Below are 13594 nucleotides of genomic sequence, written 5' to 3'. Positions count from 1 at the left end.
GACAGTTGTAGAAATGTAATTTAAAGGAGGTCCCTCTATTGGTCGCAGGTAAATATAAACGCGTTGTCTTAAAATTGAGTGGTGAAGCCTTGGCTGGAAACAAAGGCTATGGTGTAGACCCTGTAGTTGTTGACTCTATCGCCAAAGAAATTAAAGAAGTTAAAGCAAATAATCTGGATGTAGCTATCGTAGTTGGCGGTGGAAATATTTGGCGCGGTCTAGCTGGTAGCGCTAAAGGAATGGATCGTGCTACTGCAGATTATATGGGTATGTTAGCTACTGTTATGAACGCGCTGGCTTTGCAGGATGCACTTGAACATTGTGGTGTAGATTCCAGAGTGCAAAGTGCTATTAATATGCAACAGGTAGCTGAACCATATATCAGGCGCCGTGCTATACGCCACATGGAAAAAGGACGCGTAGTTATTTTTGCAGCCGGTACGGGTAACCCCTATTTTTCAACTGATACGACAGCAGCATTAAGGGCTGCTGAAATTGAAGCAGATGTAATCTTAATGGCAAAAAAGAGTGTTGACGGAGTTTATGATTCTGATCCCCGTCATAATCCGGATGCCAAGAAATTTAAAGAACTTGAATATATTGAAGTGTTACAGCGTGGGTTAGGCGTTATGGACTCGACAGCTACCTCGCTGTGTATGGATAATAAAATCCCAATTGTAGTATTTAGTATCGATGAGCCTGGCAATATATTATCAGCTGCATTAGGTAAAGATATCGGAACTATCGTCGGGGGAGAAAAGAAATGACAGTCAAAGAGATTTATTCTGCCCATGAAGACAAAATGAAAAAAGCTTTAGAGAATCTGCGGAAAGAATATGGCAGTTTGCGTGCGGGGAGAGCAACGCCTTCTCTGTTAGAAAAGGTGTTTGTTGACTATTATGGCACCCCGACACCTGTTAATCAGGTGGCAAATATTTCAGTTCCCGAGCCGCGGATGATAATTATTCAGCCATGGGAAAAACCGATGCTTAATGCTATTGATAAGGCTATCCAAAAGTCAGATTTAGGGTTAATGCCTAATAGTGATGGTGTGGTTATCAGGCTGTCTATTCCTCAGCTTACTCAAGAACGTCGTGCGGAGATTGTTAAAGTGATCCATAAAAAAGCCGAGGAAGCTAGAGTCGCTATCCGTAACCTTCGCCGTGATGCAAATGATACTATTAAAAAATCCGAAAAAGATAAAACGGTTTCTGAAGATGAAGCAAAGAAGGCTCAAGAGGATATTCAAAAACTAACAGATAAATATATTAAAGAAGTAGATCAGGTAATGGCTGGAAAAGAAAAAGAAATAATGGAAGTGTAACAGATTGGATACAGTTGCGCAACCTCTAGTTAAGGTTATCTATCAATTGGAACAAGCTAATCTTCAATATACCGTTACAGTTACTAAGCCGTCACGAGAGACGTTCCAAATGCAAGATGATCTTTTTGTTATTAGGCAGCAATTAGATGATGCTGGTATTTACAATTTAACGGTTGCTGCAAAAATGGGAAAGGAGGTGTTTTAAGTAATGGCCTACAAAATTACAGACGACTGTGTTGCATGTGGTTCTTGCGCTGCAACTTGTCCGGTTGAAGCCATCAAAGAAGGTGAGCCAATTTACACCATCACTGATGAATGTGTTGAGTGTGGCGCTTGTGCGGCAGTTTGCCCAACTGGTGCAATTAAAGCTCCGGAATAATTTAAATCCCCCTCGTAAGAGGGGGTTTAAATTTGGTATTGGTTGGCTAACTTTACTAGATTTCGGGGATAATTTTGTAATGATGACAGTTAAAGTTTAGCGGAGGGGCTTAGTGTGTGGAATAACTGGTTTAGTAGAAATGAGACTAAGGAACACAATAATTATAATAATATTGATACTGATAAACTCCCCCGGCATGTAGCTATAATTATGGATGGTAATGGGCGTTGGGCCCAAAAAAAAGGATTTCCTCGTGCGTTGGGTCATCGGGCTGGTGCTGAAACCCTGCGTGAAATTGTTAAAGCAGCTTCAGAGATTGGAATACAGGTCCTTACTGCGTATGCATTTTCTACTGAAAACTGGCGGCGACCGACCGACGAAGTTGATTTGCTTATGACTTTGCTGGCAGATTATCTTGATAATGAGATTAACGAACTTCACCAGAATAATGTAAAGCTCCACTTTATCGGCAAGGTAGATGAACTGGCTCCGAAATTACAGATTAAAATTGGAAAAGCCCAGGCGCAGACGGCTCACAATACTGGCTTAATTTTAAACCTTGCCGTAAACTACGGTGGACGGGCTGAGCTTTTGCGTGCTGTTAAAATAATTGCTGAAAAAGTAGCACATAAAGAACTGAGAGTTCAAGATATTGATGAGTCAATTATTGAAGACAATTTATATACTGTTGACCTGCCAGCGCCAGATTTATTAATCAGGCCGAGCGGAGATTTTCGTATTAGTAATTTTTTATTATGGCAAATGGCGTACACTGAATTTTGGTTTACAGATATTAATTGGCCGGATTTTAAACCAGAGCACTTGGTGCAGGCGATACATGAGTTTCAGCAGCGGGAACGCCGGTTTGGCGGTATTAAAAATACGAGAAAACGGTAGGTGCCTACATTGCTTGGTATGCGTATTCTAACAGCAGTTATTGGAATACCGGTAGCTGTATATATTATTAATTACGGGACATGGATATTTGCTGCTGCTGTAGCATTCTTGGCGCTGATTGCATGGCATGAGTTTTCTAAAATGATGGTTGCTAAGAATATAAAGGTTCAATATAATATCGGTTTTTTAGGCATCGTTTTAGTTTTAGGTTGTGCCTGGCTTGGTAATGCACAGGAATTAATTATGGTAATGCTTCTGCTTGTTTTAGTAACAATGGTCAAAACCGTATTGTGCAATAAAAGTTTTGGAATTATTGAAGCAGCTGTTACCCTTTTAGGGACCTTATATGTGAGCTTGCCATTTGCTCACTTGATATTGCTGCGGTTCACCGAGCAATATCAATATATACCTACGGTATTAGGCAGTTTGTCTACTGGTGCAGCCTATTTATGGTTAGCTTTTATTGGGACATGGGCCAGTGATACGCTGGCTTATTTTGTCGGCTCAACGCTTGGGCGTCACAAGTTATGTCCTGCTATCAGTCCGGGAAAAACCTATGAGGGAGCAGCCGGAGGGTTAGTTGGCAGCATTGCTGGTGTAACTGCAATGGGAACATTATGTGGCTTGCCGGTTATGCACACTTTAATATTAGGCTTATTGGTAGGTATTGCAGCTCCTTTAGGTGACCTTACGGAATCTTCCCTGAAACGCTTTACAGGGGTTAAGGATTCAGGAAATCTTCTACCAGGTCATGGTGGCGTGCTTGATCGTTTTGATGCCATTATGTTTGCGGCTCCAGTAGTATATTATTATGTTAGAGTTTTTATTATAGTTTAGAATTTAGACAGGAGATCCTTTTTTATGCAACATGTCGCAGTTTTAGGAAGTACTGGATCAGTAGGTACTCAGGCATTAGATGTTATTGCTGCTAATCTGGATAGATACAAAGTCACTGTTTTGGCTGCTTATAAAAATGACAAGTTGTTGGCAGAGCAAATAGAATATTTTAAGCCACAACTTGCCGTTTTAATTGATAAACAAGCCGCTGATCGTATGGTTAGTAAATATCGCGGGCCAACAAAAATTTTAACGGGTGAAGAAGGTCTGCTGGAAGCAGCTACATTTCACCAAACAGATACAGTTTTAACAGCACTTGTCGGTTTTGCCGGACTTGATCCCACTATTGCCGCAATAAAAGCCAAAAAAAACATCGCACTGGCAAATAAAGAAACCTTGGTGGCAGCCGGTGAATTTGTCATGTCTTTGGCTAAACAGTACAATGTCAACATTTATCCTGTTGATAGTGAGCATAGCGCAGTTTTTCAGTGTCTTCAAGGAGAAAATAAAAAACAAATACGACGTATTATATTAACGGCATCGGGGGGGCCATTTCGGGGACGAACCGCTTTAGAACTGGAGGATGTGACTGTAGCTGACTGTTTACGCCACCCTAACTGGTCGATGGGACAAAAGATTACCATTGATTCAGCAACATTGGCTAACAAAGGCCTGGAAGTCATTGAGGCAAGATGGTTATTCGGGGTAGAATACGAGCAAATTGACGTTTGTGTTCATCCTCAGAGTATCATTCATTCGATGGTCGAATTTATTGATGGCAGTGTTATCTCGCAAATGGGTATGCCTGATATGCGACTTCCAATCCATTATGCTTTATCATACCCGGAACGGATGCCTTCGAATTGTCCGCGTCTTGATTTTTCTTCTTTGTCAGCTTTGACATTCGAGGTGCCTGACACTGTTAATTTTCCTGCGTTAAGGTTAGCTTATGAAGCCGGAAAAGGGAGCGGTACAATGCCCTGTGTTTTCAATGCGGCCAATGAAGTAGCAGTGTATGCTTTTTTGAATAATGAAATCAGTTTCCTTGATATCCCCAAGGTAATAGGCTATACTATGGAAAGCCATACAATTGTGCATAATATCGATCTAAATCAGATATATATAGCAGATACTTGGGCGCGGCGTTGTGCACGGCAGGTAGTGGCAGATTTCAGAAAACGGTAACATATTTGAAGGGTTGGTGAAAATTTGTCTACATTTGTAGCGACTATTTTTGTTTTTGGTTTATTGATTTTATTTCACGAGCTTGGTCACTTTATTACCGCTAAAAGTGTCGGTATGAGGGTTGATGAGTTTGCTATCGGTTTTGGTCCGAAGCTAATAAGCCGGAAAATCGGAGAAACAGTCTACTCCATACGTATTATACCATTGGGGGGCTTTAATAAGATTGCTGGTATGGACCCTGAAGAAGAACAGGATGAACGTTCATTCAGCGCTAAGCCAATTTGGGCTAGGATGCTGGTCATCGTGGCTGGTTCAGCTATGAATTTTGTGTTGCCTATTATTCTGCTGTTCATTGTATTTATGAGCGCTGGTGTTGATACCCCTTCCAATCAGCCCTTAATAGGTGCTATTTTTCCCGAAAAACCGGCAGCTGCCGCTGGCTTGCTGCCAGGTGACCGGGTAACTGCGGTAAATGGGTCACAAATAGATTCTTGGCGTCAGTTTGTCAGCGTTATTCAGGGTAATGCCGGATCTAAGCTTACTATAACTTACTCACGGGGTTCTGAGACCGGAAAAATCGCCATACTTACCCCTGAATATGAAGAAAAAGGTAAACGAGGCATCATTGGTGTGACTCCGCAAATTGATAAGTACCAGCCAGGAATATTAGAAGCGGCAGGTTTGGCCGCTAAACAAACCTACGTCGTAGCTCAGAGTATGCTTATTGGTATTGGAGAAATGATTACCGGCAAGACGGCAGCTGATGTTGCAGGGCCGATTGGTGTGGCTCAAATGGCAGGCGAGGTAGCTCAGCTTGGTATAATTCCTCTGTTGCAATTTGCAGCTTTTTTAAGTATAAATTTAGGATTAATTAATCTTCTGCCAGTTCCGGTATTAGATGGCGGGCATGTCGTAACCTTGGCTGTTGAAGGTATTAGAGGTAAGCCTCTTGATAAAAATCAAATGCAGTTTATTCAAATGATTGGTTTTGCCTTGCTGATGCTTCTGTTTGTTGTGGCAACTTTTAAGGATATATCACGATTAAAATTGTTTTAAGCTGGTGAGAGAGTATGCAACGCAAAAAAACACGCCTGATTCGAATTGGTAAAATCCCTATAGGCGGTACTGCTCCGATAGTGGTACAGTCTATGACAAATACTCGGACAGAAAATGTAGCAGATACTGTAGCTCAGATTAAACGGCTTATTGACGCCGGCTGTGAAATAATACGGGTTGCAGTGCCTAATATGCCGGCTGCACTGGCAATAGAACAAATAAAAATGGCTGTTGATACCCCGCTTGTTGCCGATATTCATTTTGATTATCGTCTGGCCATTGCCGCTATCGAACGTGGTGTGGATGCCCTTCGCTTAAATCCCGGCAACATTGGAAATCCTGACCATGTAGCGCTTGTTGTTAAAGAAGCTAAGAAACGGCACATCCCTATTCGTATTGGTGTTAATGCCGGGTCGCTCAGCAAAGAAATGATTGCCAAATATGGCGGGCGCCCTACGGCACAGGCAATGGTAGAGAGTGCTCTCAGCCATATACATATTTTGGAGAAACATAACTTTTCTGATATTAAGATTTCATTAAAAGCTCATGATGTGCCACTTACCCTCAGCGCTTATCAGCTTATGTCAGAAGCTACAGAGTATCCCTTGCATTTAGGGATAACGGAAGCAGGAACAGTTCGTTCTGGCGTAATAAAGTCGGCAGTTGGGATCGGGGCACTCTTAGCACAGGGAATTGGTGATACTATCAGGGTTTCGCTTACTGGCGACCCTGTAGAAGAGGTGCGGGTAGCTAATGAAATTCTAAAATCCCTGGGACTAAAACAATATGGACCTACCCTTGTATCCTGCCCAACCTGTGGCCGCTGTCAGCTTGATCTGGTGAATATTGCTGAAATAGTGGAAGATAAACTTAAACTAGTGACTAAGCCGATTACTGTAGCAGTAATGGGCTGTATTGTAAACGGTCCGGGTGAGGCCAGGGATGCTGATGTTGGTATCGCTGGTGGCAAAGGTGAAGGGCTATTGTTTAGTAAAGGTGAGATTATCCGAAAAGTACCGGAAGATGAACTTGTAAGTGCATTGTTTGCTGAAATTGATAAGCTTGATAAGGAGGCTAATTAGTATATGCGTGTTTCCCAACTATTTGCACCCACTTTAAGAGAAACTCCGGCAGAAGCCGAAATCATAAGCCATCAACTAATGTTGCGGGCTGGGTTTATTCGTAAAGCTGCAGGTGGCATTTATTCATATTTGCCGCTGGCTTGGCGAGTGTTAAAAAAAATCGAAACGATCGTCCGGGAAGAGATGGATGCCAAAGGCGGTCAAGAACTGGCAATGCCTATGATTCAGCCTGCTGAAATGTGGCAGGAAACTGGTCGCTGGAGCGTTTATGGCGATGAAATGTTTCGTTTGAAAGACCGGCATAATCGTAACTTCTGCTTAGGGCCGACTCATGAAGAAATGATTACAACTCTTGTCCGCGGCGAGGTTCGATCTTACCGCCAGCTACCCCTTATGCTGTATCAGATTCAGAATAAGTACCGGGATGAGATAAGACCGCGGTTTGGTCTCATGCGCGGGCGTGAATTCATAATGAAAGACTTGTATTCATTTGACCGTGATGAGGCTGGTCTTGAACAAAGCTACAATAAGATGTATGATGCCTATACGCGGATATTCACTCGGTGCGGATTGACTTTCCGGGCAGTAGAAGCTGATTCAGGTGCTATTGGCGGCAGTGGTTCACATGAATTTATGGTTCTTGCCGAATCTGGGGAAGCGGCAATTATTTACTGCGGTAGTTGTGATTATGCTGCTAATGTTGAAAAAGCAGAGCTGCATCCGATAAATGGACAGGTTGAGGAACACATGCCGCTTGCTGAGCAAGATACACCCGGAACTAAGTCGATAGCCGATGTTAGTCAGTTATTGGGTATTAGCCCCGAAAAGACTATAAAAACGTTGGCCTATAGTACCGATACCGGTACTATCGTACTGGCCCTTGTACGGGGAGATCATGAGGTTAATGAGATAAAACTGTTAAACAAGGTTGGTTGCATACAACTGGAATTGGCCAATGATGACGCTATTTCAAGTATATTGCAGAGTAGCGCCGGTTATATAGGACCTGTTGGTCTTGACGGCAAGGAAAATATCATTATTGTTGCTGATGGCACGGTTATGAATATGTATAATGCTGTATGTGGTGCTAATAAACGGGATAAACACTTTGTGAACGTGAATCCAGGACGGGACATTAAACCGACTATTGTTGCGGATATCCGCCTAATCCAGGAGAAAGATCCTTGTCCTCGTTGCAGTGAGCCTGTAAAAACAGCTCGGGGTATTGAGGTTGGACAAGTATTTAAATTATTCACTAAATACAGTACCTCCCTGCAAGCGACTTTTATTGGTGAAGATGGTAAAGAGCGGCCTATGGTTATGGGATGTTACGGGGTGGGCGTTAGCCGTACAATGGCAGCAGCTGTTGAACAAAACTATGATCAAAATGGTATAATTTGGCCTGTACCGATCGCTCCCTATCATGCGGTGGTTATTCCTGTCAGTATTAAGGATGAGGCTCAGAAGATTTTAGCAGAAAAAATATATGGTGAGTTATGTGCTCAAGGCGTTGAAACCATATTTGATGACCGCAATGAACGGCCTGGGGTTAAATTTAAAGATGCAGATCTTATTGGATATCCACTGAAAATTACGGTTGGTCCTAAAGCAATCAGTGATAACCTGATTGAGGTTAAAGTGCGGAGAACAAGTGAAACTCTATATTTTGATCCAAAGAATTATCTTGAGGGTATCAAGGAATTGCTCGCTAAACTATAACTAGATGTAGTTAAATTACATTCTAAAAAGCGTGATGTCAGTTTGTCACGCTTTTTAAATTATTACCAACCGCTTATGCGATTGCCAATGGGACTAAGTTTTTTGTAGCGGCAGCTATATATACAACGCGGTAAAGTTTTGCAGGCGGGTGGTGTGTTGGCATAAGCGTAAGTCAAGCGCCAGCGGTGGAGCGTTGTCAATGCACCACCCGCCTGCGCCTGCAAACTTCTTTAATGCGGAATATATAGTATCAGGAGGGTGACGAGATGGCTCCTATCAGTGAAATAGATATTGTTTTACGACTAGGAATTTCGTGTATTCTTGGCGGTTTAATCGGACTTGAGCGAGAAAGCCTTGAGCGTCCAGCTGGGTTGCGTACCCATATCTTAGTGTGTATTGGCTCAGCGTTAATGATGATTGTATCAATCTATGGATTTGCCGGATATGAATCTGTAAACAAAGATCCTGGCCGGATTGCTGCACAAGTTGTAAGTGGTATCGGCTTTTTGGGAGCTGGCACTATTCTCAGGGAGGGGCTGACTGTTAAAGGTCTTACAACTGCAGCCAGTTTATGGGTAGTAGCGGGTATTGGTTTAGCTATCGGCTGCGGTCAATTTTTTGCCGGTATTGCGGGAACTGCACTGGTATTTCTAACATTGGTGTTATTTGGTCAGCTGGAGCGGCGGCACTGGAGTAATAAATACTGTGACAGAGTTAAGCTTGTTGTATGTGATCAGCCAGGGCAGCTTGGTAAGGTGGGTATCTTTTTCGGAAAACATGGTATTGGTATAAAAAATATAACCATGCACCATATTCCAGAGCAAAAAGTAATAAACCTTGAGTTTGTCCTCAAAATCCCGTCTGATGCCGATATGATACAGATATTCGCTGAACTGACCGAAATTGAAGGGGTGCTTTCCATTGATAAACCATGTTAGAATAATAGTGACCTGTTAGTGATAGGAGAGGTTTAATGCCTAGTTATTGTGTTATACCGGAAAACTGCCAGAGCTTTTTTCTGTTTGTTGATCAATTACCTATTGATTCTACAAACCGGGAATTACTAAAGACATCTCAAGTTAATAAAGTCGAAATTAATCCTGCCATAGGGGCATGGAGTATACATATAACTGTTGCCAAACGTCTTTCTTCCCGGATTTTGGATATTGCAGCAGAGCATTTATGCCAAAAATGCGGCTTAAGCAAGGTTACATTTAATCAGCAAGTCAGGGACCTGAAACAGTATTTAACAGAAAACTGGCCTCAGTTCGTTGAACAAGTTGTTCAGGGGCACCATGCTATAAAGCATTTGTTGTTGAACGCTTCCTGGGTTTATGATGAAGAAACACTAATTATTGAAACTATAGGTGGTTTATCTATAGCAATTTTAACAGACCGCGGTATGGAACAGGCAATCAAATCGTTTATTCTGCGGGAGTTTGGGCGACATTGTGAAGTCAGATTTACCAACACGGTTTCAGAACTGCCAGTAGTGGAGTGTGATGACGCATTCCTAACACCTGAATATAAGGAAGCTCTTATTGAAGCTGCAGCACCCCAGGCTAAGACTAAGTCGAGCGATAATCCGATTATATTTGGCCGCAATATCAGAGGTGCTGCCGATGCAGTGCAGCCTATCAGCGCCATTCAGGAGGAAGCGAGGAATGTTATACTTGCCGGTCAAATCCTTAATCACGAACTAAAAGAATTAAGGTCAGGGCGATTTTTACTCACATTTGATCTTGTTGATTCGACTGATGGTATTAGTGGCAAGGTTTTTTTTGATAATCAGGAACAGTATAATAAGACGACTGGAGCCATTAATAATGGTATGCATGTTACTGTTAAAGGAATGGTTCAGTATGATAAATTCGCGAATGAGCTGGTATTATATGCCGACAGTATGTGCAGGGTGGAGAAGAAAACAGAACGTCAGGATAATGCGCCTGTCCGCAGGGTTGAATTACATGCCCATACTCGTATGAGTGCATTGGATGCGGTTGTTTCTGCAAAGAACTTAGTTAAGACAGCAGCCAGATGGGGGCATCCGGCTGTTGCAATTACCGATCATGGAGTGGTGCAGGCATTCCCGGAAGCTTATGAGGAAGCATGCAGTGCTGGTATAAAAGTGATTTATGGTATGGAGGGCTATCTTTTTGATGAGGATATCAACCAATCCCGTCATATCATAATTTTAGCCCAAAATAACATTGGGTTGCGTAATCTATATCGTCTGGTATCAATCTCCCACCTTCGGTACTTGCATCGTAAACCACGCATACCCCGTAAAATACTTGATGGATATCGTGAAGGACTGATATTGGGTTCGGCCTGCGAAGCCGGCGAGTTAATCCATGCGATGATAAATGGGAGCACTGAAGAAGAATTAATAAATATTGCCAAGTATTACGACTATCTTGAGATTCAGCCAACCAGTAACAATCAATTTTTGTTGCGTAAAGGAAAAGTGGCGGATGAACAAGGTCTGCGTGATATTAATATAAGGGTTTGCGATATTGGGAAAAAATTAGGCAAGCCGGTTGTCGCCACTTGTGATGTGCACTTTTTAAACCCGGAAGACGAAATATACCGCCGTATCCTTATGGCTGGACAGGGATACGATGATGCGGATCAACAGCCGCCGCTTTTTTTCCGGACAACTGATGAGATGTTAGCTGAGTTTAGTTATCTTGGGGCAGACAAAGCCTATGAGGTGGTAATAGAAACGCCACGTCATATCAATGATCTGATTGAGCATATTAAACCTATACCGGAAGAATTATATTCGCCGCAAATACCCGGCGCAGAAGAAGAAGTAAAGGATATGTCTTACAAAAAGGCAGAATTGCTGTATGGAACGCCATTGCCTGAGCTAGTGTCAGACCGTCTTAAATATGAGCTGAATTCTATCATCAATAACGGGTTTGCCGTATTATATCTTATTGCCCATAAACTTGTTAAAAAATCGATGGACGATGGCTATCTGGTAGGATCAAGGGGGTCGGTCGGCTCCTCGTTTGTCGCCACAATGACAGGGATAACTGAAGTTAACCCATTGCCACCGCACTGGCGGTGTCCTGCCTGTAAATACAGTGAGTTTATCACTGACGGTAGTTATGGAGGCGGCTTTGATTTGCCTGATAAAGAGTGTCCTACATGCCAGACACGAATGGAGAAAAACGGGCATGACATTCCGTTTGCGGTGTTTATGGGGTTCCATGGTGACAAGGTTCCTGATATTGATCTTAACTTTTCCGGTGATTATCAGCCTGTAGCTCATAAATATACCGAGGAGCTCTTTGGCCGGGATAATGTATTTAGAGCAGGAACAATTGCGACAATTGCTGAAAAAACTGCCTACGGATTTGTTAAGAATTACTTAAGTGAGAAAGGCTCTGCCTCACGTAATGCTCATATTAACAGGCTTCTTGGTGGGTGTACTGGCGTAAAAAGAACTACTGGGCAACATCCCGGCGGTATCATGGTTATTCCGCGCGATATGGATGTGCATCATTTTACGCCTATCCAATATCCGGCAGATGACAAAAATTCTACAACAATCACGACTCATTTCGATTATCATTCAATTAGCAGTCGTTTGGTTAAGCTTGACATTCTGGGCCATGACGATCCGACCGTAATTAAAATGCTTGAAGACTTAACCGGGATTGATGCAAAAACTATTCCCTTTGATGATAGGATAACTATGAGCTTGTTTTCATCAACTCATGCGCTAAAGCTTACTCCTGATGCCCTTAATAGTACGGTTGCCACCTTTGGTATACCTGAGTTTGGCACTAAGTTTGTACGGCAAATGCTTGAGGATACGAAACCAAAGACATTTAGTGAATTGGTACGGATAAGTGGTTTTTCTCACGGTACTGACGTTTGGCTGAATAATGCACAGGACCTTATTAGAAATGGCACAGCTAAACTGTCGGAAGCTATTTCTGCCCGGGATGACATTATGGTTTACCTTATACATAAGGGTGTTGATCCGCAGGTGGCCTTCAAAGTTATGGAAAGTGTGCGGAAAGGCAAAGGGGTGAAACCTGATGATGTTGAGAAGCTACAGGCTAAGAATGTGCCTGAGTGGTATGTTGAATCCTGTCAGAAGATAAAATACATGTTCCCCAAAGCCCATGCGGTAGCTTATGTTATGATGGCTTTTCGCATAGCCTATTGTAAGGTACATCATCCGCTAGCCTTTTATGCCGCTTATTTTACGGTTAGAGCTACAGATTTTGATGCCGACCTGATTGTTAAGGGCGAGAAGGTACTTAAGTCTGAACTGGTGAGTCTGGAGGAAAAAGGGAATACACTTACAGTAAAAGAGAAAAGTATCCAGACAATCCTGGAAATGGCCCACGAAATGTACTTGCGCGGGTTTATATTCCATCATGTAGATTTATATAAATCAGACGCTACAAAATTCCGGATTGTTGATAATGGTCTGTTGCCGCCGCTTGGTTCTCTACAGGGAGTAGGTGTATCAGCTGCACATAATATTGTAGCAGCCCGTGAAATCAGACATTTTTCATCTATTGAAGATGTACGCTCGAGGAGTCGTGTTTCTAAAACAGTTATTGATATTTTAAAGACACACGGTTGCCTGGTTGGGCTGGATGATTCAGATCAAATTATGCTTTTTGCCTGACTTCAATAATTTGACTAAAGCTGGTTGTAAGATTACCATTTTAATGGTATAATAATTGCAGTATAAAAGTATTTGACTTCTTCAAGAGTGGGTACCGAGCACCCACTCTTTCATCTTATTTTAGGAGCTAATAGTTCTTACCATAATCAGGTATGAGGGGTAAGATATCAGGTAACAATACAAAGTAAGAGACAGTTATGGCAATTCAAGCCGTTAATCGGAGGTGTTGACAAGACATGTTAACAGAAAAAATAGAAGCAGTTGTTGAAAAACTTGTTTCTGATATTATAGCAGAAAGTGATCTTGAACTGGTTGATGTCGAATACGTTAAAGAACGCGACTGGTATCTTAGGATATTTTTAAACAAAGAGTCTGGTATTGAAATTGATGACTGCCAATGGGTAAGTGAACGTATTGAAACTAAATTAGACGAAACAGATTTAATAAAAGATCATTAT

At 42.2% G+C, this 13594-nt stretch carries 13 protein-coding genes; all 13 read left to right on the top strand.

The features are described 5' to 3' along the window. Window positions 1-38: 38 nt before the first annotated feature. Complete coding sequence (pyrH, locus tag VN379_RS06670; RefSeq protein WP_325532090.1) at window positions 39-767, top strand: UMP kinase; 729 nt, start codon at window positions 39-41, stop codon at window positions 765-767. Further along, window positions 764-1324, top strand: coding sequence for a ribosome recycling factor (frr, locus tag VN379_RS06665; RefSeq protein ID WP_325532088.1), 561 nt, complete (start codon window positions 764-766; stop codon window positions 1322-1324). The genes pyrH and frr overlap by 4 nt, the downstream gene beginning before the upstream one ends. A gap of 4 nt (window positions 1325-1328) precedes the next feature. Continuing rightward, a complete protein-coding gene (locus VN379_RS06660) occupies window positions 1329-1529 on the top strand; it encodes a hypothetical protein (RefSeq protein ID WP_325532086.1) in 201 nt (66 codons plus the stop codon). 3 nt (window positions 1530-1532) lie between these two features. Then, window positions 1533-1703, top strand: coding sequence for a DUF362 domain-containing protein (locus VN379_RS06655; RefSeq protein WP_084575394.1), 171 nt, complete (start codon window positions 1533-1535; stop codon window positions 1701-1703). Between the two features lie 114 nt (window positions 1704-1817). After that, the gene (locus VN379_RS06650) at window positions 1818-2600 is read left to right on the top strand and encodes an isoprenyl transferase (protein ID WP_325532084.1); all 783 of its coding nucleotides are present in this window, start codon (window positions 1818-1820) and stop codon (window positions 2598-2600) included. Further along, window positions 2601-3437, top strand: coding sequence for a phosphatidate cytidylyltransferase (locus VN379_RS06645; protein WP_325532082.1), 837 nt, complete (start codon window positions 2601-2603; stop codon window positions 3435-3437). Window positions 3438-3461: 24 nt separating this feature from the next. Continuing rightward, window positions 3462-4622: a 1-deoxy-D-xylulose-5-phosphate reductoisomerase gene (locus tag VN379_RS06640; RefSeq protein WP_325532080.1), complete on the top strand. Its 1161-nt coding sequence runs from the start codon at window positions 3462-3464 to the stop codon at window positions 4620-4622. Between the two features lie 24 nt (window positions 4623-4646). Next, the gene (rseP, locus tag VN379_RS06635) at window positions 4647-5678 is read left to right on the top strand and encodes an RIP metalloprotease RseP (protein WP_325532078.1); all 1032 of its coding nucleotides are present in this window, start codon (window positions 4647-4649) and stop codon (window positions 5676-5678) included. Window positions 5679-5692: 14 nt separating this feature from the next. Further along, complete coding sequence (gene ispG / locus VN379_RS06630) at window positions 5693-6760, top strand: flavodoxin-dependent (E)-4-hydroxy-3-methylbut-2-enyl-diphosphate synthase (RefSeq protein ID WP_325532076.1); 1068 nt, start codon at window positions 5693-5695, stop codon at window positions 6758-6760. A gap of 3 nt (window positions 6761-6763) precedes the next feature. Further along, entirely contained in the window at window positions 6764-8479 is a 1716-nt protein-coding gene (locus VN379_RS06625; protein ID WP_325532073.1) for a proline--tRNA ligase, read from the top strand. 266 nt (window positions 8480-8745) lie between these two features. Further along, on the top strand, window positions 8746-9417 hold the full coding sequence (locus VN379_RS06620; RefSeq protein ID WP_325532071.1) for an MgtC/SapB family protein: 672 nt from the start codon (window positions 8746-8748) through the stop codon (window positions 9415-9417). A gap of 35 nt (window positions 9418-9452) precedes the next feature. Then, window positions 9453-13136 carry a PolC-type DNA polymerase III gene (locus VN379_RS06615; RefSeq protein ID WP_325532069.1) on the top strand — a complete coding sequence of 1228 codons (3684 nt, stop codon included), beginning with the start codon at window positions 9453-9455 and terminating at the stop codon, window positions 13134-13136. A 236-nt stretch (window positions 13137-13372) separates the two neighbouring features. Next, window positions 13373-13594 (top strand): ribosome maturation factor RimP (gene rimP / locus VN379_RS06610; protein ID WP_414714964.1); only part of this gene is annotated, 222 nt, incomplete at its 3' end.

The organism is Sporomusa sp. (assembly GCF_035561255.1).
GTDB lineage: Bacteria > Bacillota > Negativicutes > Sporomusales > Sporomusaceae > Sporomusa.
The sequence above is the reverse complement of the archived record's forward strand: the minus strand, read 5'-3'. Positions and strand labels throughout refer to the sequence as shown.

Bases quoted from the DNA above. Each gene is read 5' to 3' on its own strand.
- frr (WP_325532088.1), top strand. From the start codon at position 764: ATGACAGTCAAAGAGATTTATTCTGCCCATGAAGACAAAATGAAAAAA.
- VN379_RS06625 (WP_325532073.1), top strand. From the start codon at position 6,764: ATGCGTGTTTCCCAACTATTTGCACCCACTTTAAGAGAAACTCCGGCA.
- VN379_RS06615 (WP_325532069.1), top strand. From the start codon at position 9,453: ATGCCTAGTTATTGTGTTATACCGGAAAACTGCCAGAGCTTTTTTCTG.
- ispG (WP_325532076.1), top strand. From the start codon at position 5,693: ATGCAACGCAAAAAAACACGCCTGATTCGAATTGGTAAAATCCCTATA.
- VN379_RS06620 (WP_325532071.1), top strand. From the start codon at position 8,746: ATGGCTCCTATCAGTGAAATAGATATTGTTTTACGACTAGGAATTTCG.
- VN379_RS06655 (WP_084575394.1), top strand. From the start codon at position 1,533: ATGGCCTACAAAATTACAGACGACTGTGTTGCATGTGGTTCTTGCGCT.
- VN379_RS06640 (WP_325532080.1), top strand. From the start codon at position 3,462: ATGCAACATGTCGCAGTTTTAGGAAGTACTGGATCAGTAGGTACTCAG.